Here is a 23,879-nt window from a genome sequence, read left to right on the forward strand (position 1 = left end):
TTTTTATATGGCTTTATGTTTTATTTTTGTTCATAGGGCCGCCTGTCAAGCAAATTGGCTATGAAAAAAACAGATACAATTCTTTTAACCGGCGGGACTGGATTTTTAGGAAGCCAAATATTAAAATTGCTGGCTAAAAAGGGGCAAAGGGTGATTGTTTTAAAAAGGAAAAATTCAGACCTATCCCGTGTCAGGGGTGTGGTAAAGAAAAATAGGATAATCTATGTCGATTTAAAACCCGGCTTTTCTAATGCCGGCGCAATTTTTAGGAAATATAAAATTGATTATGTAATTCATGCGGCGACCTGCTATGGCCGGAAGGGGGAACCGGAATCAAAGGTAATAGAAGCAAACTTAACCCTGCCTCTTCTCTTGTTGGGAACGGGGATAACGAGCGGCGTAAAGGGTTTTATTAACGCCGATACCTTTACCAGAGACAAAAAATGGATTTATGCCCGAACCAAGGAGGAGCTGGTTAGCCGGGCAAAAAAAATGGTTAAAGGGAAAAAAATAAAGTTCATCAATTTAAAGATTGAACATATGTACGGGCCGGGCGACAGCGCCCATAAATTTATCCCTTGGGTAATCGGCGAGCTAAAAAGAAACGCCCCGGCAATTTCTTTTACTAAAGGCCGGCAAAAAAGAGACTTAGTCTGCGTGGAAGATGCATCAAGGGCATTTTTCAAAGCCATAGAAAATTTTAGCGCATTAGCTAATTTTCAGGAATTTGAAATCGGAACCGGCCAAAGCCGCTCGATTCGAAAATTGGTTTTAATGATAAAAAAAATGACGGGCAATAATACTTCCCGGCTTAATTGGGGGGCTCTGCCTTACAAAGAAGGGGAAGCGATGGATTCCAGGGCGCGGGTTTCCCGCAACAAGAAATTAAAGTGGCGGGCAGAGTACGATTTAAAAAATGGCCTTAAAAAAACGCTTGAGTATTATTTATCAAATAAATGAATACAGTTCTCATTAATCCTCCGCTCAATCTGGATTTGCGCCAAAATATTTTTTCCACCCAATATCCTCTGAATTTAGGCTATCTGGGAGCGGTTCTGGAAAAGAATGGTTTTTCAGTCAAGCTCTACGATTACGCGGTCGAAAATTTTAACGAGGAAGAATTCCTGCGGCGGATAAAAGATGATGGTGTCCGATTGGCCGGCGTGACGGCTATGACCAACACTATCATATCCGCCGGACGGCTGATTCGAATTTTGAAGAAAAATTTTCCGGAAGTAACAACGGTTTTAGGAGGAACTCATCCGACCGCATTGCCTGAAAGAACTTTCGAAGAAATTCCCGAGCTGGACTATATTATAATGGGGGAAGGAGAACTTACGCTCCTGGAGCTTTGCAAAACTCTGGAAAATTCCGGCAGTACGGGAAATATTCAAGGGTTGGCCTTCCGGGAAGAAGACGGAACAATCGTAAAGAATCCCCGCCGTCCGCTAATAGAGGATTTGGACGTCCTGCCTTTTCCCAGCCGCGATTTATCGCGCCCCGAACTATATTGCCGCTCGCATACTTCCCGGGGGATTTCCAGGAAGTTTTTAAAAATCGCCGAACTGATGACTTCCCGAGGCTGCCCTAGCCAGTGTATTTTCTGCGCGGGACACATCAGTTATGGCTACCGGGTAAGGTTTAGGAGCGCCGAAAATGTTTTAGCCGAAGCCGAGGAGTGCGTTAGGAAATACGGCATCCAGCACTTCACCATACTAGACGACACTTTTACCCTGAAGCCGGAAAGGACTGCCGCTATTTGCGAAGGCTTGAAAAAAATGGGGGCTACCTTTGACTGCAATACCCGGGTGAACGCGGTAAGCCGGGAGTTGATAGTTAAAATGGCGGAAACCGGCTGCAAAAAAATTTCTTTCGGAATCGAATCCGGGAGCCAGAGGATGTTAAAACTGATAAAAAAAGGGACTACGGTAGAAGAGATAAAAAGAGCGGTGGGTTGGGCCCGCGAAGCCGGAATCCATATTGTTGAGGGGACTTTTATCCTGGGTTCGCACCCGGCAGAGACCCGAAGCGATATTGAAGAAACGCTTAAATTAATGAAAGAACTTGATTTAGATTTTATTTCTTACGGCATTATTGTTCCTTTTCCGGGAACCGAGGTTTATGAAATTATGCTTCTAAAAGGCCTCCTTTCCCCCAAAGTTTCCTGGGACAAGTTTGTTTTTGCCGGTGAGCCTCCCTGGCGGATTGAAAATTTTTCCGCTAGCGAGCTTTTAAAAATCCAAAAGCGAGTCTATCGGGAATTTTTTCTGCGTCCGGGTTACGTTTTAAAGCGGATCAAAAGGACAAATATTCGGGAATTGAAATATTATTCTGGCGCTTTAGCTGATTTTATCAAAAACTTGATATGAAAAATTTTTATCGGGATAAAAAGATACTTATTACCGGCCATACCGGATTCAAGGGAGCCTGGCTTACTCAAATTTTGTTAAACTGGGGCGCAGATATCGCCGGCCTTTCTCTTCTGCCGGAGACCGAACCCAGTCTTTTTGAGGTTTTGGGACTGCAAAAAAAAATTACTAATTATTTTTATGATATAAGAGATTACTCGCTGGTTAGAAAGGTTGTTTTAAAAGAAAGGCCGGAGATTGTTTTCCATTTGGCCGCCCAAGCGCTGGTAAGGGAAAGTTATGACGATCCGATAAAAACTTTTGCCACCAACACTATGGGCACCGTCCATATTCTTCACGCTATCCGCGAAGCAGGATGCGTAAAATCAGCGGTAATTATTACAACTGACAAAGTTTATAAAAATGCCGGCCAAAACCGTCCCCAAAAAGAGGCGGATCCCCTGGGCGGGCATGATCCTTATAGCGCGAGCAAGGCCGCCGCGGAGATGGTGATTGAATCTTATGCCAAGTCTTTTTTTAATCCGGCGGACTTTAGAAAAAATCACAACACTTTAATCGCCAGCGCCCGCGCCGGAAATGTAATCGGGGGAGGCGATTGGGCCCGGGACCGGCTTATCCCGGATTTTATAAGATCGGCCTGCGAAAAGAAAAATAAATTAACAATCAGAAAGCCCAAAGCCATCCGGCCCTGGCAGTATGTTCTGGATCCGCTTTCCGGGTATTTAATTCTTGCCAAAAGGCTTCATGCCGGGGAAAAGAAATTGAGTTCAGCCTGGAATTTCGGCCCCCCAAAAAGAAGTTTTGTTTCGGTAGAGGAAATTATGAAGAAGCTCTCAATTATGCTAGGCGAGGCGGATTATAAGATAAGACCACAAAACGATAAGCCCGAAGCCGATGTATTAAAGCTTGATGCTAGTAAAGCCGAAAAACTATTGGGCTGGACGCCGAAATATAATCTGGATCAAAGCCTTGAGTGCGCGATGGAATGGTACAAAGGCTATTATTCTGATCCCGGCCACATCTTAAAATTGACCGATAATCAAATTAAGAGGTTTTTTAATTAGCTTTCCCCGCAAATGTCTATCAATATTAATGATTGCCTGATTGGCCTTTTTTGGGGCTGATTTTTTGCTTTTTACTGTAAAATAAGATATATTTATGGATGAAAGAATATTATTATGGAAGTTAAAAACGGTTTATGAATCAGACTGAAATGACTCCTGCCAGCCTATCTTCAAACGAGGGCCGCCGGACCGAGGTTCGGTCGGTATTTTTTGGAATAATCATGTCCTCTGTCCTGGCCTTTTTATACTGGCTTTCCCGTTATGGCCTGGATAATCCGGGTCTGGCGGTTTTAAACGTGCTTTCGATTGGCTACATTTTGCTTATTTTTCCCCACCTGTTAAGAAGATTTTTAAAGACAGAAAATTTATGGCTGAATTACTTCTTTCTTTCGATTTATACTTTGCTTTTTTTAACTTTTTTGGGGTATATTTCATCCTTTATTGGCATAAGCTTGCTTCTTAAAGCCCTATTTTACTTCGGATTTTTTCTCCTCTTTATTTTTCTTTATGACTATTTTTTCAATTTTTTCAAAAAAAGCGATGTTCTTTACGCCATGTTTTTTTTATTTTTTTCTTCATTCGTCGCTTTCGCCGTATGGGGCACCAAGCTCCACAGCCCTCTTTTTACGGAAAAAATTGTTTTAGGAAGCGCTAATGCCGATACGCTATCTTTTTCCGCCACCGCTAACCTGATAAAAACGTACGATATGCCCTCAACCGGCGTCGATGGCTTGCCTTATTTGCCGTATCATTGGGGAAGTAACGCAATTTTCGCTTTTTTTTCCTCGCTTTCCGGAGTAAGCGCTTTAACTTTTTATAACTTGGGCTTCCCGGTAATCTTCATTCCTTTTTATTTTATTAATCTTTTATCTTTGGTGTCGGCCGGAAGAAGGTATAAAAATTTCGGCCTCCGTTTTGGCTTGTCCCTCTACGTGCTATTGTCTATCATCTATATTGAAATTCTTCCTTCGGCGTGGAGGGAGGGGAGCGTCGGCTTACTGCCGCCCTTTTCAAGCGAAACCCATCTTATGGGGATGAGCTTTCTGTTTTTGATTTTAGGCTCCGTATTGGCATACTTTGAAAAAAGGAGAAAAGCCGAGAGCGCGAATTTTCATTTAAGCGACTATTTTTTTCTCTTTTTATTTTTACCGGCTCTTTTCGGCTTGCTTGGCATAATCAAAATTTTTTGGCTTCCTTTTTTGGCCGCCGTTTACGGCTATCTATTTTTCCGTCTGGGCTGGTGGAAAAGAATGGTTTTCTGGATCAACGGGGGGCTCTTGGCGCTTTTTTCCGCCGGAGCGGCCGGGCTGGTATTGAAAAATGAAGGGATGGCCCCGAGATTTCTTTCCTATATTAGAGATAGCGTCAGCCATGAAATGTACGCCATATTTTTCCTATATTATTTTATTTGGCTGGTTTTATTCATTTTTTTATTTTTTCTCCGCCACAAAGTCAAGGCAGGTGATTTAAGAAATTTCATTAAAGAAAAAAAGCATCTTGAGATTGAGCTGATTATTTTTATCGTAATTTTGGCCGTGCTTCCCGGAACGATTTTTTTTATTCCGCACGGCAATGCAATTTATTTTTTTGATTTTCAAAGATGGATGTGTCTGGTTTTAGCCCTAATTTACTGGCCGGCGGTTTACGGGAAGGCAAGAGAAGCGGGGCCGGTTTCCCTTCGGCGGATGAATCTGGGGATTATTACTGCCGGCTTTTTTTTCTTAGCCTTTTTTTCCTATAATTATTTTCATAACTATTTCAAGCAAGCCAAGCTTTTTTTTGGAAGAAATATTACGACTCGCAGCGCTGTTTTGAACTCAAAAGAAAATTTTAATTTGATAAGCGAGTCCTTAACCAGCCCCTGGCTGGGGATAAGCGGAATTAAGGCCGTTTGGTCGCTCGCCATGGAGCCTTACGGGGGAATGCTGAATAAGAACCCCCGGTATCAGTTTTTAAAAATTTTAGAAGAAATTGACAGAATGCCGATTAGCGGGAAAAAGGAAACCTGCATTTACATTCCCCGCAGTAATATGATATTTTGGAAAAGCTGGGAAACGGATTATAGCACAAAAAATGAAGGCAAAATGTATTTAAAGATTCCGCTTATTGTTCCGTCGGTAAGCGGGCTGGCGATGATTAACGGCCTGCCCAAAGGATTAGATCCCGATGTATCGGTGCGCTGGTACGGCTATGGCCTGTATAACCAAAAAGAGGCGGTGTTTGACCGGGATTTGACTGCTGAAGAGATTAAGGCGCTCGGAATAAAGAGAGGTTTTAAGAGAATTATTGTAATCCGCCAGGCTGGCCCAGGGTTAAAAGTAGATAATATTGAAACCAAGTAAAATACGCCTAATATTATAATCTAACTCCCTTGTCCCGCCTCGCAAAACGCGGGGCGGGGACCCGCTCGCGTTAATTATGAAAAATACCTGGAACCAATTTTTTGAGGAGAAGTTAAAGAAAATTTTTGATGAAAAATCGAACATTATCGATATTGGCGGAGGATTGAGAGTAAAAAAGGGGAGCGGTAACCGGTATGACCCGAAGAACGCCTGGATTCTGCCCCGGATGGAAAAGGTCCGGTATCAAATCCTTGATCCGGTGCCGGACTATAATCCGGATATTATCGGCGATATCCATCGCCTGCCTTTTTTAGACGAAAGCCAGGAAGCGATTTTATGCCTTGCCGTTTTGGAACATGTTGAAGATCCGAAAAAAGCCTGCCGGGAAATTTGGCGGTCGCTAAAAAAAGGCGGTTACGCGCTGGTTTACACGCCTTTTTTATATTATTACCATGCCGAGCCCGGATATTATAAGGACTATTGGCGGTTTTCCGAAGATGCCCTTAATTTTTTATTTAAAGATTTTTCCAGCCGGGAAATGTGCCCGGTCCGCGGGGCAATATCGACCTGGATGCACCTTTCGCCTTTGGGGCGGGTGCCGTTAATTGCGGGCTTGGCTAATCTACTGGACAAGATTAGCGGAAAGTCGAAGAGTCGCCAGGTTAGCGGCCATTATATTTTTTTAGTAAAATAAGAGAAATTACGTATATGAAAATCGGTATTGTCGGAGGAGGGTTTCATGGATTAGTGCTCGGCCACCTTCTTTCTAAAGAGCACGAAGTTTCCATTTTTGAAAAAGACGTGACTCTCGGCGGACTTCTTCAAACCGCCGATTTTAAAGACTTTAGGCTGGAAAAATATTACCACCACATTTTTTTGAGGGACAGCCATATTGTAGAATTATTCCGCGAATTGGGAATTGAAAACGAACTTGGCTGGCACCAGTCTACTACTTCGGTTTTTGCCAAAGGAAAATTTTTCCCCTTCTTCAAGCCCATGGAGCTTTTAAGATTTCCTCACTTGGGGATTTTTTCAAAGCTAAGGCTGGGGCTCGCGACGCTATTTTTGCAGAATTTGAAAAAAGGGGAAAAATTAAACCATCTTAATGCCAAGGCCTGGATAAAAAAAGTTATGGGAAGCGAAGCTTGGGAGGTCTTGTGGCGGCCGCTTTTCGAAGGGAAATTCAGCCGCTATTCAGAGGAAATTTCTTTAAGCTGGTTTTGGTCAAGGATCTCCTATAAAAGAGGATCTAAAACCGGAAAGGACGAGGTGCTGGGCTACCCCAAGGAAAGTTTTCAAATTATTATCGACAAGCTGATTGGATCGATTGTTAAAAAGAATGGAAAAATTTTCTCCGGTAAGGAGACAGTAGAAATTGTAATTGATGGCGGCCGCGCCGCGGGAATAAAAACCAAGGAAGGAAATATTGATTTTGACTTAATTATCAGTACTGTCGCTCCGCCCCTTTTTCTAAAGCTTATACCCGGCGCCCCAGATGCTTTTAAAGACGAATTGAAGAAAATCAGATATCTGGGCGCCATCACCGCGATTTTAGTTTTAAAAGAAAAGCTCGCCCCCGCTTACTGGAATAATATTTTAGACGTCGAGATCCCTTTTAAAGCTGTTATTGAACAGACTAATTTAGACGGGAGCGCCCGTTATGGGGCAAAGCATCTGGCCTACACTTCGCATTATACTCCGGTTGACTCGGAATATTTTAAAGCAGATAATGCGCAACTGATTAAAATGTATATGCCGCATTTGAAAAAAATAAACGGCCGCGCAGAGGAAAATCTGCTGGAATACAGGATTTACCGGGATTGCTTTTGCCAGCCGATAATATCCGTTGACTATCCTCAAGCAATAATAGATTTCAAGACGCCGATTACTAATTTATATCAGTTCAGTATGGCGCAAATTTTTCCCGAAGACCGGGGCTTGAATATAGCCGTCCGGGAGGCAAAAAAAATAGTCCTGGAAATAGCCGAGAAATTCGATAAACCTTAATATCATGAAGCTTGCCTATATATTTAACGTCCGCCTGCCAACCGAAAAAGCCCATGGCATCCAGGTAATGAAAATGTGCGAGGCCTTTTCCTTAAATGGCGCGAAGGTAAAACTCATCATCCCGGCCCGGTTTAATAAAATTAGCGGCAGCCCTTTTGATTTTTATTCCGTAAAGAAAACTTTCTCCATAGTCCGGCTGGCCTGTCTGGATATTTTAGTATTTATTAACGGGCGATTCGGATACCTTGTTGAAACTCTTACCTTTCTTATTTCCGCAAGAATCTATTTGTGGCTCTATCAATTAAAAAACGGAAAACCGGAAATCCTTTACTCCCGGGAAGAGCTGATCGGCCTTTTTTTTAAAAATTACTTTTTGGAAATCCACACGCTTCCGGCCAGGGCGGGCTTTATCCATAAGCTAAGCTGGCGCCGGGCGAAAAAGCTTATAGTCCTTACCAAAATGCTAAAGGAAGAGCTGGTTAAAATCGGGATTCCTGAAGGAAAAATTTTAGTGGCGCCTGACGGGGTTGATTTGGATATTTTTGGCATCGAAATTTCCAAGAAAGATGCCCGGGAGAAAATCGGCCTCCCGATTGATAAGAAACTTGCCCTTTATTGCGGAAGTTTTTATTTATACGGCTGGAAGGGAGTGGATGTCTTATTGTCAGCCATTAAATATTTTTCCCCCGATATTACGGCAGTGCTGATCGGCGGGCGGAAAGAAGACATAGAGGAAATCAAGAAAAACTATCCTCAAGAGAATTTAATCCTTTTCGAACACCAGCCTCACGGCCAAATTCCATACTTCTTAAAGGCGGCCGATGTTTTAATCCTGCCGAACAAAAAAGGCGACCCAATATCGGAAAAATATACTTCGCCCTTAAAACTTTTTGAATATATGGCCGCGAAAAGGCCAATTGTCGCTTCGGACTTGCCGTCGATAAGGGAAGTGCTGGACGAAAAAAATAGCTTTTTAGTCGAGGCGGGTGATCCAAAAAGTTTGGCCGAAGGGATAAAAGAAGTTGTCGGAGATCAAAATTTTGGTGAAAAAAAATCCAGCCAGGCCTATGACAGGGTTAAGGGGTATACTTGGAAAAAACGGGCGGAGAAAATCTTAGAGCCGCTCTTATAAGCAGGCTCGGCCGGTAATTTCCAAAATTTATAATATTTTTATGAAAGATTTTTTGGCGAAATATAAGCCGGAACTAATAATTTTTTTTATAGCCGTAATAGTGCGGGTTATATTTTTTTATATTGCCTTAAAAGAGGTTAATTTTCAGCCGGCTGATTTACGCGCCGACGGCTATTACGAAATCGCCGACAACCTTTTAAAATTCGGTGTTTTTTCCCGGGATGTAAGCGGGCAACTGCTGCCTGACTCAATCCGTACGCCCGGACTGCCGGCCTTGATTTACTCTTCCTATCGTTTATTCAACACAGCCCTGCCTTTTTTCTTTTTGCAGATTATCGCCTCCGGCCTAATTCCGGTTTTAGCGAGGAGACTGGCCCTAAAGTCAAAACTGCGGCCGGCGCTTGCGTCCCTCATCGCCTCTTTTTTAATTTTTGAACCGCTGGGATTAAGCCTAACCGCAAAAATGCTTTCGGAAATATTTTTTACCTTCTTTTTCCTCTTATCCCTTTTATGGCTCCTGAATTTTTTACAAATTTTCTTCTCTGGAACCAATGAAAAAGGCCGGGAGTACTGGTTTTTGGCCGCTTCAGCGGTTTCAGCCGGTGTAGCCGCCTTAATCCGCCCCTCTATCTACTTACTGCCAGTTTTTCTCATAGCCGCTTGGCTAGGCGCCGGGGCGTTGAAAAAAAAGCTTTACCTTAAACCGGCCTTGCTGTTTTTTTTCTTTTTTTATATTATTGTCCTGCCATGGTATGTTAGAAATTACCGGGTATTTGGCAATTTTTCTTTCACTTCGGTCCAGGATCAGGTTCTATTCACCGCCTTGTCGCCCTCGTTAGTTTCCTTGCGAGATAACGTCGGCTACCCGGAAGGACAAAGAAGGTTCTTTCTTCAAAATGGCTTTGACTATTTCCCCGAAGTTTATCTTGATACTGCAGGCTGGTTCCGCGAACGTTCGGTTCCTTTTATCTTAGGTCATCCGAAAGAGCTCGTAAAAATGTCGGTAATCAGCGTAATAACATTTTTCACTCATGACGGGGTTTTGGAATTTCAAGGCAATATGGGCTGGGCTTCTTCTTTGCGAGGCATGCCGCACTTTCTAGATTTATTATTTTCTCCCTGGAGCCAAAAAATTAATCTGATGATCGGTATTCTTAAATCACCGGCCTTGGCCATTGTATTTATGCGCGCAGTCTGGTCGGTTATTTTTTTAAGCCTGGTTTTTAGTTCAATATATTTAATCAAAAAAAAGCGGCTTAATCCGGAATTGGGGCTATTCCTTTTTATATGCATTTATTTTTCCCTGACAACCATCTCAAACGGCCTGGCCGTAAACAGCCGCTTTCGGTTTCCGATTAACAGCTTAATATTAATTATCGCTCTTAAGGGAGTCAGTAGCTGGAACAGAGAAAGAGGGCGAAAGATCATAAAAGAAAAAATATGAAACTTTCTATCATTATTCCGATTTATAACGAGGAGGAAAATATTAATGAGCTTTTTCGGGAAATAAGAAATGCCGTAGCCCCGCTTGGGTTGGCTTTCGAAGTGCTGGCCATTAACGATGGGTCAAGCGATAAAAGTCTGGAAGTTGCTCGGAACGCGTCCCGGGGTGAAAATAATTTTAAGATTATTGATTTCAAAAAAAACTACGGCCAAACCGCCGCTTTAAGCGCCGGTTTTGACGCGGCCCAGGGCGGAATAATTATTGCTTTAGACGGCGACGGCCAAAACGATCCGGCCGACATTCCCCGGCTGATTGAGAAGATGGAAGAAGGCTATGATGTAGTTTCCGGATGGAGAAAAGACAGAAAAGACGCGCTGATTTTAAGAAAAATTCCTTCCTGGATAGCAAACTATCTAATCTCTTTGATAACCGAGGTTTATCTCCATGATTATGGCTGTACTCTAAAAGCCTATAAAAAAGAGGTAGTAAAAGAATTGCATTTATACGGAGAAATGCATCGCTTTATCCCGGCTTACGCATATTGGGACGGGGCTAGGGTGGCGGAAATCATAGTAAATCACCGGCCAAGAAAATTCGGGAAAACCAAATACGGAATCGGCAGGACTCTGCGCGTTGTTTTAGATCTTCTAACCGTTAAATTTCTTACTCGGTACACTACCCGTCCGATGCATTTTTTCGGCTGGGTCAGCTTTGTACTTATGAGCTTCGCGCTGGCCTCTTTTGTCCTGGCCATTTATCTTCGGCTGGCCGGCATCGCCACTTTAATCCAAACCCCCTTGCCGTTAATGGGCGCTTTCTTTTCCATGGCCAGCCTGCAGTTTGTTTTAATGGGACTGATTGCCGAAATGATAATGCGGAACAGTTTTGAGGGTCAGAAAAAGACCGTCTACCAGATAAAAGAGAAAATTAATTTTAACTAAGCGCTTATGTGCGGAATCGCCGGATATTGGGGTGAAGGGAATCGAAAAATACTGGAAGACATGACCCGGTCCATTAGCTATCGCGGTCCGGATGATGAAGGTTTTTTTACGGATAATAATGTTGGACTTGGCCATCGGCGCCTTTCTATCCTCGATTTAAGTCCGGCCGGGCATCAGCCGATGGCCAGCGAGGCCGGGGATGTGATTATCGTTTTTAACGGAGAAATTTATAATTTTCGGGAACTGGGAGAAAAAATTAAAGTCCGGCACGATTTCAAAAGCCAAACCGACACCGAAGTAATACTCCATCTTTATGAAGAAATCGGAGAGAAAGTCTTTACTGAAATCCAGGGCATGTTCGCTTTGGCGATTTATGACCGGCGGAAAGGAAAAATTATACTGGCTCGGGACCGGATGGGAAAAAAGCCGCTTTACTGGTTTATAGCCGGACGATCTTTAATTTTCGGTTCAGAGATAAAAGCTTTGATGAAACACCCGCTTTTTAAAAAGGAATTGGATTTAGCGTCTTTAAGCAAATACCTGACTTATGAATATGTACCAACACCGAAAACCATTTTTTCAAACACCCAGAAATTAAAACCCGGCCATTTTTTAAGCTGGAACGGGAAAGAGCTTAAGACGGAAAAGTTTTGGGAAGTTGAATTTGGGCGCGCGCCGGTTAAAGATTTTAAAGACGGCCTCATTAAGCTGGATCAAGCTCTTAACCAGGCGGTTTCGGCTCGAATGATTAGCGATGTCCCTTTGGGAGTATTTTTGTCCGGAGGAATTGATTCAAGCGCTATCGCTTATTACGCTCAAAAAAACAGTTCAAGCAAGATAAAAACTTTTACCATTAGCTTCAAAGAAGAGAGCTTTGGCGAGGCCCGATTCGCCCGCCAGGTAGCCAGGCATCTGGGAACCGACCACCACGAAAAAGAATTTTCCCATAATGACTGCTTGGAGCTTTTGCCCCGAATAGCCCGCTTATTAGACGAGCCGTTGGCCGACCCGTCCATACTGCCCACCTTTATTCTTTCCGGCTTTACCCGGGAGAGAGCCTCGGTAGCTTTAGGTGGAGACGGCGGAGATGAGCTTTTTTTAGGCTATGATACTTTTTTAGCCCACCAGGCTGAATATTGGTACGAAAGGCTTCCCGGTTTTTTCAGAAAAGGTATAATAGAGAGGGGAGCGGGGCTTCTCCCAACCTCTTTAAATAATATCAGCTGGGATTTCGCGGTGAAAAGCTTTGTCCGGGGTTTTGACGGCGAAAAAAAGTACCGATACCAAAGATGGCTAGCGGCGTTCCTTCCCAAGGATAAATCAGAGTTGTTTACTCCGGAGGTTTTTAATCAGCTGTCCGGCCAAAATGAATTTGAAGAGATTGATGTTTGGCAAAAAAACGTTGAGAGAGAAAACTACTTTAACCAGCTAACTAACCTTTACTTGCGCACCTATTTGATGGATGATATTCTAACTAAGGTCGACCGGGCCGGTATGTATAATTCGCTCGAGGTGCGGTCGCCTTTCTTAGACGCCAGCGTAGTTGATTTGGCCAATAGTTTTCCGATTGGATGGAAATTAAAAGGCTTTAAGACGAAATACATTTTAAAAAAATTAATGCAAGGCCGGCTGCCCGAAGAAATTATTTGGCGCAAGAAAAAAGGCTTTGGCATTCCGCTCGCCCGCTGGCTTGCCGGACCGTTAAAGGAATTAGTTTTGGACTATTTGAGCGCGGAAGCTTTAAGAAAACAAGGAATCTTTAATCCGCGGCAGGTGGAAAGATTACTAAACGAACATTTCTCGGGAAAAAAAGATAATCGCAAACAAATTTGGACCCTTCTTATTTTTCAGATGTGGTCAAAAAATTATTTGGAATAAACTATGGCTTCAGAAGAGCGCTTCGGCTACGAATGGAAAAAATATAAAAATATTGAAGCCCAGTACGAGCTTCAATTTAAAAATTGGGTTTCACCTCTCGGCCCGGCGGATTTTTCAGGTAAAAAAGTTTTAGACGCCGGTTGCGGTATGGGAAGAAACAGTTATTTCGCCTTAAAATGGGGAGCGGGCGGGCTTTCCGCCTTTGACTTAGACGAAAGATCGGTTGAGTCGGCCAAAGAGAATATTAAATCTTTTTCACAGGCGAAAGTATTTAAGAAAAGCATTTATGAAATAGATTGGAAAAATGAATTTGATATTGCTATCTCAATCGGCGTGATCCATCATCTAAAGGATCCTGGGCTGGCTTTAAAAAAGATGTACGAAGCAATAAAACCTGGTGGAACGCTATTAATCTGGGTGTATAGCTACGAAGGCAATGAATGGATTACCCGGCTGGTTGACCCGGTCAGGAAAAACATTACCTCAAAACTCCCGGTCTCCTTAGTCCACTTTTTAAGTTATTTTTGTTCTGTTCCGCTTTGGCTTTTTCTAAAGGCCTACCGGGGCGGCAATCAATATTTAAAACAGCTGGCCGGTTTTAAATTTTTTCATGTCCACAGCATTGTTTTCGACCAGTTAATCCCCGAAGTGGCCAATTACTGGACTAAATATGAGGCTGAAAGTCTTTTGGCAAACGCTGGTTTGAAGGACATTAGAATTTTTCGTCCGCCTAATAACTGCGGCTGGACGGTAATCGGAATAAAATAATATGAATTTTGAAGATAAGTTAAATTGCCCCTCATGCCGCTCGGGTTTGCAAAAAGATAAGGACGGCTTTTTCTGTCCGGTTTGCAGAAAAAGCTTTCCAGTTTCGGGAGAATTCCTGGATTTTTTAGATTCTCAAGCTAAAGAAGATATTCGCGGCAAGGTTATGGAAGAGGGCGCTTCAATCAGGAATTTTTTCAAACGCTGGCCGGGTTTTTATTATTTTATCGCCAATTTTTTTGGTCCCCTCTGGTTTAGCGGGCTAAGCGCCGAAGCTTTTTTGAAAGAATATAAAACCGAAGGCCTTAGTTTAAACCTGGGCTCTGGCCCGAAAGTTTTTTCGCCAGCAGTAATAAATGTAGATGTTTTTCCTTTTTCCGGAGTTAAAGTGCTAGCTGATATATCTAAGCTGCCCTTATGTGATAATTCGGTTTCCAGTATTATCCTGGATAATGTTATTGAGCATCTTTTAAATCCCGAAGCGGCGGCAGGAGAAGCGCGGCGAGTGCTGGAAAAGGGAGGTATGGTATATGTTTGCGCTCCTTTCTTATATCCTTTTCATTCCTCCCCGAGAGACTTTCACCGCTGGACCAAAGAAGGATTAATTAGGCTTTTTGCTGATTTCGAAATCGTGGAAGCCGGAGTCCGCTCCGGGCCATTTTCAGCCTTAACCGCTTATCTTTGCTATTTTATGGCACTCACTTTCTCGCTAGGGAGTAAAAAAGCCTATTGGTTAATGGTTAATTTATTTATGTTTTTGTTTTTTCCCCTGAAAATCTTCGATATTATCTACAGTCGGCTGCCTCAAGCCATCCATCTTTCGGCGATGATTTATTTGGTGGCTAGAAAAAGATAATTTCACCAAAAAATAGCTATATCTGATGATATAATTTCATTCACTCGGAAATGGCAAATTAATATTTTCCATTTCCTCACTCATTTCAATTATGAAAATTCTTTTTATTACCCCGCCTTATGATCTTATGAAAAAAGGCTACGGAACCAAGCGCTCGATTCGGGCCGGTTTTTTTCCGCCGCTGGGGGTTGGCTATCTGGCCGCGATATTAATAAAAAACGGCCACAATGTTAAAATTATTGATTGTCCGCCGTTAAATTATGGCAATGAAGAAGTGATTAATAGCGTAAAAGATTATCGGCCCGGCATAATCGGAATTTCTTCCTTAACCGCTTCGGCTGAAGAATCGTATTCGTTAGTCCGGGAACTAAAAAAAGAATTCCCGGCCATTCCGATTTTATACGGCGGGTCGCACGCAAATTCTTTCCCTGACCATATTATTGAAAATATACCGATGATTGACTGCTTATCATACGGAGAAGGGGAAAGAACCATCCTGCCTATTGTTGATTCGTTTGAAAAGACGGGAAAAATTGCCGCTGACCTTCCCGGCACCTGGGGCAAAACCGCTGATGGCCGATTTATAAAGAATCCTCCGACCGAGCCGATAATTAAGATGGACGAATTACTGCCCCCGGCTTATGAGCTTTATGATTATAAAATCTATCAGCCTTTACCGCTCCAATATAAAAAGATGCCCAACGCCAATTTGGTTACTTCGCGCGGATGCCCCTGGGGAAAATGCACTTTTTGTTTTAATTCAGGACGGGCCAAACAAATTTACCGCCGCCACAGCCCCGCCCGGGTAGTAGCGGAAATAAAATCCCTTTACGAGAACCAGGGAGTGAGGGAGATTACTTTCTGGGACGACAACTTTTTGATTAATGAGAGATGGATTATAGAGTTTTGTGATTTGCTTGATAAAAGCGGGATTAAAATTCCCTGGTCAGCTTGCGGGCGGGTTAATTCCGTAACTGAAAATATGCTTAAGCGGGCCAAGCAATCAGGGCTCTGGTGTATTTTTTTCGGTTTTGAAACCGGCAATCAGGATCTTTTGGACCGGATAAAGAAAGGCGCCACGCTAGAACAGGCCCGGCGTGCGGTAAAATGGTGTGATGAGCTTGGGTTAGACATCCGCGCTTCTTTTATGCTGGGGCTTCCCGGAGAAACACCAGAAAAAGCCCGGAATACCATTAACTTTGCTAAGGAATTAAATACGAGCTTCGCTATGTTTTTAATTACTTACCCGGAATGGGGAACCGAGCTATATGATGACGCCATGAAAAGCGGTTATATCGTCCCTCTTTATAAAGGGCGGACGACGCCGACCTATATTCCAAACGGCTATAAAAACGCTGAAGAGGTTAGAGAGATGCAGAAAAAGGCTTTTCGGGCTTATTATTTTCGCCCGGCTTTTTTTTGGAAGCACCTGAAACGGATTAAAAGCTGGGATATTATTAAGCAGTATTATTACGGGCTTAAACTGATTATCGGCATGAGCGAATAATTAAATAAAGTATCATGAATAAGCTAGCCATCTTTATAAAAAGGCGCGCGGCTATCATTATTTTGGCCATTTTTATCGGATTAATCGCCAGTTTTTCACAATGGGCGGGAATTTATAATCTGGAGAAAAACGGGTACGGCCTATCGATGCCCCTTTTCTATGTTAGCGGAGATGATTTGGTCTATTTGGCAATGACCGAAGAAGTGCTTGACGGCCACGGCTGGGCAGGCTCGCCATATTATTACGAACATAAAAATATTAAGCCGTTGATTCCGCCGTCCGGGCAATATCTTTATGCCGGACTAGCTTATCTATTCGGCCTTAGCGCCCCATGGGCGTTGATTATTGGCAAGTTTTTATTTCCCGCCTTACTTTTTCTCCTTGCCCATTGTCTTTTTAAAAGCATTCTTAAGGAGAATGATTTTAAGGCCAAGTTAACTTCTATCGCCGGCGCGCTATTAGTAGTCTTCGGCTACCCTTTTGTTGATTTCACCGCCGTGCGGGATACTTTTTTTTCAAGCGATGTAGCCAGATTTAATATCTGGACCCGGCCGGTTAATCCCATCACCGGCGCCCTGTTTATTTTTTCCTTCTTAATCTTAATTTGGAAAATTATCAATAAGGAAAGAGAAAAAAGATATGCTTTTTTTGCCGCGGGAATGTTCAGTTTGATGGTCTTGAGCTATTTTTTTAGCTGGGGGCTGGCATTGGCTATTAGCGGCACCCTAGCCCTTTTCCTTGTTCTAATTAAGGATTTCCAGGCGGTTAAATGGATTGCCTTATCAGTTATTACCGGAATTCTTATTACAGTTCCTTATTGGCTTGGACTCCAAAAAGATTTTAACCTGACTTCCAATCTCGAGGCAACCAGGAGGAATGGCCTGATTTTAACCCATGTGCCGATATTCAACAAGGTTTTACTGGCGTCTTTGCTGGTTTATTTAATATTGTCCGCTTTTCTTTTTATAAAAAAAGAGCTCAATTGGAAAAAAGATTATTGGTGGCTTTTTGGCCTCGCTTTAGTCCTCGGGGGCCTTGGGGCTTTTAATCAACAGATAATCACCGGACGGACGATTTGGCCTCATCATTTTGTTCAGTATACTATTTCTCTAAGCTATGCCGCTCTGATTTTAATTGTTTATTACGCTTTTAACCGGCGTTATCCAAGATTGTGGATAAATTTTTGCGCATTTATAATCATCTTTTGCTTAGGCTACGGCATCTTTAATGAGTACAAAATAACGAAAAATTTAATGCCTTATATTTATGCCGATCAAAAATATTCAGATGTTTTAAGCTGGGTAAAACAAAAATTCAACAAAGACGATGTGATCTTGTCAGCAAATGATGCGCAGCTGAAATACTTAATTCCGGCGTTTACCAAGATGAACGTATATGAAATACCCTGGGCCTTTTACGGTACGCCGGATGAGCGCCGCAATTTTAATTTTTTGGTTTTGCTAACTTTAGAGGGCATTAATCCTGCCAGTGTGGAGGATTACCTTAAATCCATGCCGGAAGAATTTAGAAGCTATTATTTTACCGATTTAAATCAGCTTTTAAACGACGGTCCCGACCACCCGAGCTGGAAAGAAAAATATACGCGCATAGAAAAAATTTCTGCCGATTATAAAGAATTCAGGAAAGCTCCCTTGGGCCAGCGGCTGAAAAAATACCGCCTGGACTACGTTGTGTCCAACGGAGAGCTTAACGAATGGTTAAAAAAAGAATTACCAGAGGCAAGGCTTCTTGAAAAAAGAGAAGATTATTTCGTCTATTCATTCAAAGATAATAAAAAACCCGTTAATACGGGAAATTGAGGGTGTACTCTAGCATGGTTTAGTTTAAGCTTTCTTCTCCAGAGATTTTAAAATGGAGGACTTTTTTTGTTCAGAAATTAAAAAATCGACGATTCTTTTAGCCGCTTTTCCGTCTCCAAAAACATTCGGCCAAGTTTTTTCGCATTTAAGCATTTCCAGAACACAGCTAAGTATTTTTTCCGGTAAAACACCAGCCAGCTGGTTGGCTCCGCATGTTATTGTTTCCGGCCTTTCGGTTTCATCCCGAACGGTGACGCAAGGTATTTTTAAGATGCAGGCTTCTTCCTGAACTCCGCCGGAATCAGTTATGGCTAGTTTAGCATTGGCTTCCAGCTGTAAAAATTCTAAAAAACCGACCGGTTCAATAAATCTTACTTTTTCTGGAATCGGAAGCTGAAACGCTTTTAGGTTATTTAATGTTCGGGGGTGGATAGGGAAGATGACCGGAATATCTATTTGCATGGCAACTTTAGCCAAGCCCTCAAGAATTCCCCTTAAGCGGCTTTCAATATCTACGTTCTCCGCCCGATGGGCGGTAACTAAGACATAATTTCCTTTTTGGAGCCCGAGTTTTTCCAGGATATTTGTTTTTTTCCGGCTGATTTCTAAGTTTTCAAAAACGGCGTCTACGATGGTATTCCCTGAATAAAAGATTTTACTTTTTTCTATTCCTTCTTCCAGTAGATTTTTTAGCGCATCTTCGGTCGGGGCAAAGAGATAATCGGAAATATGATCGGTTATTATCCGGTTATTTTCTTCAAGCATTTTCAAGTTATGGCTTCTTAAGCCGGCTTCGTGATGAGCGATTTTAATGCCTAATTTATTGGCGGCCTGGGCACCGGCCAAAACGCTGTTAGTGTCCCCCTGGACAATTACGACTGTCGGCTTTTCTTTTTTTAAAATCTCGGATATTTCCCTGATCATCATGCCTACTTGCTTTCGGTATTCCTGCCCCCCGACGTTAAGATTATATCTTGGCATCGGTAAATCTAAATCATCGAAAATTTTAGCATCCATCTCGTAGCTATAGTGCTGGCCGGTATGTAAAATAAAAAAATCTTCCCTTCGGATCGAAAGTTCCTTAATAATTGGGGACATTTTAATGATTTCCGGCCGGGTGCCTAAAATTATGCCTATTTTCACAAAAGATTGCTTTTTATTAAAGATTAGAGTTTTTGGTGTAAAAACTATACTTTTTTTACACTGAATCGTCAATATTTACAACCAATGAGTAAGATGGTCAAATAGTTATGGAACGCAATTATAATTTTTCCAGTTAAGCCAGGACCTCTTTGAATACGTACAGAAGTTTTTCAGTCGTAGACTCGACTTGGAATTGAGATATAAAATCTTTATTTATCCGGATAATCATCTCGCCGGAGATAATTTTTTCCAAGGTTTTTTCCAGTGCTTCAATCTGATCATAGTGAAAGCTCGGACAGCCGAGTCCGGCTAAAAATTTCTCCGTCGGACTATCTTTTGGGGTTAAACCGATAATCGGCGTCCCGCTCCCGGCATAATCAATAGCTTTTGAGGGAAGGAACATGCTTCCGGGAATGTCGGCGTCAATTACAAAAAGGCAATTGGAAGCCGTCATCCGCCCTAAGCTTTCTAAATAGCTAACTTGGGGAATAATTTCCGCGACCGAATTTAAGTTATAACCATCCAGTAATCCGTTAAGTTTTTTACTGTCGTAGCCAGCGTAGGCATTGGTCGCGCCAACCAGTTCAATTTTAATTTTTTGCTTCAACTCCGGCCGGCGGGCGAAAATTTTTGAAAAGGCTTTTAAGAATATTTCCGGATTCCTTTGGGGATAAAAAGCGCCAATATGGCTAAAAGTAAATTTTTTATTTTTCACCTCTGGTTTTACGGGGTAATCTTTTTTGTCAAAGCAATGGGGCACTATCCGGCATTTTTCCCGCCAGGAAGATGGGTGGTTTTTCATTGTATATTCTTCTAATACGTCATTTACAAAAACCACCCGGTCGCTGTTTTCGATTACGAATTTTTCCTGGCTATAGATTTTCCGGTTTTTCTTCGGGGAGAAATTTAAAAAAGGATGAAGATACCATGGGTCGCTAAAATGGGAAACGAAAGGCAGGCCAGTTTTTTTCTTAAGCCTCGCGCCAAGAAGGTTGCTCGCCTGGGGATTGGAAAAAGAGAAAATTAGACTCGGTGAATGTTTTTTAATAATACCTAAAATCAGTCGGAAAAGTTTTCTATAATACAAGTTTTCAAGCAAGCTTCCAATAATAGGCAGCTGGTAAAAACGGGGGCTGATTTTTGGCGTTGGTATTTTATATACTAAAGCGCCCGGGCGCCATTCCCCGCCGTCGTAAGTAATAATTATCGGCTCGGCTCCCTGGCGGATCCATTCAGGAATCATTTTTCCAATTAAAATAGCCTGCGGGCGGATTTGGGGCGGAGTGCGGAAGCTAAGACACAATATTTTCATACGGATTTTTTTAGAAAAAAGGTAATACGATCCCTTTTTTTATAGCTGAAAATCGTTGTCAAACACCCGTTTTCTTTGACCATGGAAAGGAATTTTTTTTCGGTAATTTTATAGCTAGCCCGGTTTTTAATTAAAATTCCCAAACGCTCCTTTAACCCGGCCGGTGGTTGAATATGAAAAACACAGAGGCCGTTATTATTCAGCGCCTCGGCAATTTTTTTCAAGCGGACAACGCTGTGCGGCAAGTAATTGCCGCTGACATTATCTAAAATGGCGTCGAATTTTTTTACGGCGTTATACTGATCAAAGGTAGAATTTATAAATTCTGACTTATAGGGCTTATTTAAGGCATTTAATTCGTTGGCCGTTGCGATCATCCTTTTTGAATAATCCAAACCAACTAATTCTTTTAAATTTTTTGCCAGCCGATAGTAGCCGGCCGTTCCGCACCCAATATCCAGGAGCCGATAATTATCAAGCAGGGTATCAGTGATCAGAAAAAAAAGATAGCCCAGCTTATAATCGAAATTGATTGGTTTTAAATGCGTGTCCTTATAGCCGGCAACGTATTCGGGCGTGCAATCAAGCCCGAATTTTGGTGCCAATCCTTTTAAATTGGTCATAATATTATTTTAGATGCCTTTTTTTGGCAATGTAAATAGTAAGAGGTCGGCAAAATATTTTGCCGCCCAGTTTAGAGCCTGGTAAGGTTGATAGGCGCCGGCTATGGGCCAGCTCCCAAAGATTGCTCCCAAGCCCCCGCCCAGATTTTCAAAACTTACGTTTTGGCGTTTTTTTAAATAATCTTTAGCCTTCATGGCGAAAGTTAAGTATTTTTCTTCACCCGCCTGGTCATATATTTTTAAAGCAGTAATTCCAGCTTGGGCGATACCGGTTAAACAAGCCCAGCTCACATCCGAGCTCCAATCGGCTTTTAGGCGGCCGGGGATAAATCCGTCGTCTCGCATGGCCGACAGAATTCCGTCCAAGCCTTTTTTCGCCGAAAGAAGAAAGCGTTCGTTATGGCATGAAATTCCTGCGTCCCATAGGCCGTCGATAGTATAGGCTAAAGTATGTAATAATAAATCCGGCCGGTCTTCAAAATCAGCTCCCATAAACCAGCCTTTTTCGTTTTGCATCGAAATGGCATATTCGGCCGATCTTTTTGCGCATGAAATATATTCTTTGCGGCCAACCGCTTTGCCCAGCCGGGCAATTGGCGCAAGCGCATAAATATTATAAGTGGTGGTTTTTTTATTGACGCAAGCCGCGTTATTTTCTACCCAGCGGCCGGTTTTATTATCCTCTCCCGCCAATAGCCAATCAGCGGATTTTTTCGCGGCCGATAAGTATTTTTCTTCGCCGCTTTCTTCGTAAATTGCCAAAAGGCCGCGGATTACCTGGCCGGTATCAAAAACTGCCGGCTGGATGTTTTTCGGACTTAAGTGGCCGCCCCGGACGGCGCCGGAAGGAAGCATAATTTTTAATTCCCAATCGGCCATAACGCGCGCCCTATCAATTAAGGTTTGGTCATTTAAAGTTTTCGCCGCATTAATGAATGTGGGGATGATATAGCCGGTAGTCTCCGGATAGGGAGGCTGCCAGCCCGCCTTTTTAAATTTTCGGTTCCAAGTTAGGCTAAAGCCCCGGCTAACTCCCGGCCAGGCGGCGTCATGGGCTTTCTTCAGCCAGTTTATGGTTTGGACAATATGGTACCGGTCACCTGCGGCCGGCAGGCTTTTTATCCGTTCCAGCTTTTTAATATTCGGCTGAATTCTAATTTTAGCAGAAAATTCTCTTAAAAGAGGAAGATAAAGTTTATATCGTTTTTTAAATCTTATTACCGAATTTTTTACTGTGCTTAAGCCATTTAGTAAAAAAAGAAAAAGTTTTGATGAAAGAAGGCCGGTGAAAAATTTTATTGTATCAAATATAAAATTACGCCCTAATATTTTTTGCAGCTTTAAAAAAAAGAAAAGCTCTTTTTCATAGCGGATTAAATCCAACTCTGAAAGCTCGGAGAAATTGAGCATATAATATTTGTGGATGCCTTCGCGCTTTTCCATTATTACGTAGAGCGACTCCAGGTATTTTTCTTCATCCCTAATTTTTCCCGAACGAAGCGCGTCGTAATAAATTTTTGTTCCTGGCAGAGCGACTAAGTAAAAAAGTGAAATGGACTCTGGAGGGAGTCTAAGCGATAGAAGGTTGTTAATGGTTTCCTTGATAGTATCTTTATTCTCTCCAGCGTAGCCCCAGATAAGGTAGATCATTAAATCCAAATGGTTATTTTTGGTGAGCTCAACCGCTCGAAAATTGTCTTTTACGGTTACGCCTTTTAGCATCCGGTCGAGAATTTTTTGGGAAAAAGATTCGATGCCATAATTAACAGCAATACAACCCATATCCTTTAGGCTGTGCAAGAGGTTATCGTTCACCAGGTCAGTTCTCAAGCCGGTAATCCGAAACATAATACCCAGCCCGCTTTCTTTGATTTTTTCACGCAAAGCTCCAAACCATTCAGGATCAGAAGTGAAAAGCTCATCATCAATTCTGAAATAATGGATGCCGTACTTATTATATAGAAGCATTAAGTGTTCCCAGGCCCAATTTAGCGAACCCTGCCTAAAGCCCGGCAGATGGCGATAGCAAAAGCCGCAGAAGCCTACGCATCCGCGCGAAAACATAATTACTCCCAGTTTGTCGTCCGGACGGCTTACGGCCTGGTATTCTTTTGAGCGGCGGAAAAAAGCGTCCTGATTCGGATGAATAAGGTAGCGGTTGATATCGATTAAATCATAATCAGGGATTAGAAAGTCTTTCGCCTGGGCGCACGCCCGGTTTTTTATTACTTTACCTTCGGGATCAAGGTAGGCAATGCCGGGCGTCTCCGGTTGGTTTGAATTATTTAAGTTTTCTATCAAGGCCGGAAGCGCGGTTTCGCCTTCTCCCAAACAGACAAAATCCGCCTCGCAGTTTTTTAATAGGAGTTCGCAGGATACGGCAATGTGCCCGCCGATAATTATTTTTGTCCCCGGGGATATTTTTTTTACTTCTAAAGAGAATTTTTTTACCCAGCGGTAATGCGGGGCTAGAGCGCTAATTCCCAAAAGAGTGGAGGGCGAGTTTCTAAGGTCATCTAAAACTTGTCCTTCCAATTCCGGACGATCGTGCAAATCCACAATCTTAACTTTATAACCTTTATTTTTTAAGGCCGTTCCTAAATAAAGAAGTCCCAAGGGGAATTCTTTTTTTTCGCAGGCATAAGGCCTTATGAGCAGTACTTCGTCAATCACAAG

Annotated in this window: 18 protein-coding genes; 14 read left to right on the forward strand and 4 right to left on the reverse strand. The window is 42.5% G+C overall.

Annotated features, from left to right (window positions below; translation table 11 throughout):
• The first annotated feature begins 60 nt into the window (after positions 1 to 60).
• From WC715_03885 to WC715_03950, 14 genes are all read left to right on the forward strand, one after another.
• On the forward strand, positions 61 to 960 hold the full coding sequence (locus tag WC715_03885; protein MFA6171559.1) for an NAD(P)-dependent oxidoreductase: 900 nt from the start codon (positions 61 to 63) through the stop codon (positions 958 to 960).
• Entirely contained in the window at positions 957 to 2,369 is a 1,413-nt protein-coding gene (locus WC715_03890; protein ID MFA6171560.1) for a radical SAM protein, read from the forward strand. The genes WC715_03885 and WC715_03890 overlap by 4 nt, the downstream gene beginning before the upstream one ends.
• Positions 2,366 to 3,433: a CDP-glucose 4,6-dehydratase gene (rfbG, locus tag WC715_03895; protein MFA6171561.1), complete on the forward strand. Its 1,068-nt coding sequence runs from the start codon at positions 2,366 to 2,368 to the stop codon at positions 3,431 to 3,433. Before WC715_03890 ends, rfbG begins: the two co-directional genes overlap by 4 nt.
• Before the next feature lie 134 nt (positions 3,434 to 3,567).
• The gene (locus WC715_03900) at positions 3,568 to 5,775 is read left to right on the forward strand and encodes a hypothetical protein (protein ID MFA6171562.1); all 2,208 of its coding nucleotides are present in this window, start codon (positions 3,568 to 3,570) and stop codon (positions 5,773 to 5,775) included.
• A gap of 76 nt (positions 5,776 to 5,851) precedes the next feature.
• Positions 5,852 to 6,469, forward strand: a complete 618-nt coding sequence (locus WC715_03905) for a methyltransferase domain-containing protein (protein MFA6171563.1) — start codon at positions 5,852 to 5,854, stop codon at positions 6,467 to 6,469.
• A 14-nt stretch (positions 6,470 to 6,483) separates the two neighbouring features.
• Positions 6,484 to 7,782, forward strand: coding sequence for an NAD(P)/FAD-dependent oxidoreductase (locus WC715_03910; GenBank protein ID MFA6171564.1), 1,299 nt, complete (start codon positions 6,484 to 6,486; stop codon positions 7,780 to 7,782).
• A gap of 4 nt (positions 7,783 to 7,786) precedes the next feature.
• A complete protein-coding gene (locus WC715_03915; GenBank protein ID MFA6171565.1) occupies positions 7,787 to 8,914 on the forward strand; it encodes a glycosyltransferase family 4 protein in 1,128 nt (375 codons plus the stop codon).
• Between the two features lie 40 nt (positions 8,915 to 8,954).
• On the forward strand, positions 8,955 to 10,358 hold the full coding sequence (locus WC715_03920) for a phospholipid carrier-dependent glycosyltransferase (protein MFA6171566.1): 1,404 nt from the start codon (positions 8,955 to 8,957) through the stop codon (positions 10,356 to 10,358).
• Positions 10,355 to 11,299 (forward strand): glycosyltransferase, encoded by a 945-nt coding sequence (locus tag WC715_03925; protein MFA6171567.1) that lies wholly within the window; start codon positions 10,355 to 10,357, stop codon positions 11,297 to 11,299. Before WC715_03920 ends, WC715_03925 begins: the two co-directional genes overlap by 4 nt.
• Before the next feature lie 6 nt (positions 11,300 to 11,305).
• Entirely contained in the window at positions 11,306 to 13,177 is a 1,872-nt protein-coding gene (gene asnB / locus WC715_03930; protein MFA6171568.1) for an asparagine synthase (glutamine-hydrolyzing), read from the forward strand.
• Positions 13,178 to 13,180: 3 nt separating this feature from the next.
• Complete coding sequence (locus tag WC715_03935) at positions 13,181 to 13,945, forward strand: class I SAM-dependent methyltransferase (GenBank protein MFA6171569.1); 765 nt, start codon at positions 13,181 to 13,183, stop codon at positions 13,943 to 13,945.
• Between the two features lies 1 nt (position 13,946).
• Complete coding sequence (locus tag WC715_03940) at positions 13,947 to 14,798, forward strand: methyltransferase domain-containing protein (GenBank protein ID MFA6171570.1); 852 nt, start codon at positions 13,947 to 13,949, stop codon at positions 14,796 to 14,798.
• Positions 14,799 to 14,889: 91 nt separating this feature from the next.
• On the forward strand, positions 14,890 to 16,305 hold the full coding sequence (locus WC715_03945) for a radical SAM protein (protein MFA6171571.1): 1,416 nt from the start codon (positions 14,890 to 14,892) through the stop codon (positions 16,303 to 16,305).
• Between the two features lie 14 nt (positions 16,306 to 16,319).
• The gene (locus WC715_03950) at positions 16,320 to 18,125 is read left to right on the forward strand and encodes a hypothetical protein (protein ID MFA6171572.1); all 1,806 of its coding nucleotides are present in this window, start codon (positions 16,320 to 16,322) and stop codon (positions 18,123 to 18,125) included.
• A gap of 24 nt (positions 18,126 to 18,149) precedes the next feature.
• On the opposite strand, the gene wecB is transcribed toward WC715_03950, so the two are convergent.
• The 4 genes from wecB to WC715_03970 all read right to left on the reverse strand — a co-directional run bounded on the left by wecB (position 18,150) and on the right by WC715_03970 (position 23,876).
• Complete coding sequence (gene wecB, locus WC715_03955) at positions 18,150 to 19,268, reverse strand: UDP-N-acetylglucosamine 2-epimerase (non-hydrolyzing) (protein MFA6171573.1); 1,119 nt, start codon at positions 19,266 to 19,268, stop codon at positions 18,150 to 18,152.
• A gap of 133 nt (positions 19,269 to 19,401) precedes the next feature.
• Positions 19,402 to 20,580 (reverse strand): glycosyltransferase, encoded by a 1,179-nt coding sequence (locus WC715_03960; GenBank protein ID MFA6171574.1) that lies wholly within the window; start codon positions 20,578 to 20,580, stop codon positions 19,402 to 19,404.
• Complete coding sequence (locus WC715_03965; protein ID MFA6171575.1) at positions 20,577 to 21,203, reverse strand: methyltransferase domain-containing protein; 627 nt, start codon at positions 21,201 to 21,203, stop codon at positions 20,577 to 20,579. Before WC715_03965 ends, WC715_03960 begins: the two co-directional genes overlap by 4 nt.
• Before the next feature lie 9 nt (positions 21,204 to 21,212).
• The gene (locus WC715_03970) at positions 21,213 to 23,876 is read right to left on the reverse strand and encodes a cobalamin-dependent protein (GenBank protein ID MFA6171576.1); all 2,664 of its coding nucleotides are present in this window, start codon (positions 23,874 to 23,876) and stop codon (positions 21,213 to 21,215) included.
• Positions 23,877 to 23,879: the final 3 nt, after the last annotated feature.

The organism is Patescibacteria group bacterium (genome assembly GCA_041661505.1).
Classification (GTDB): domain Bacteria; phylum Patescibacteriota; class Patescibacteriia; order Patescibacteriales; family JBAZCA01; genus JBAZCA01.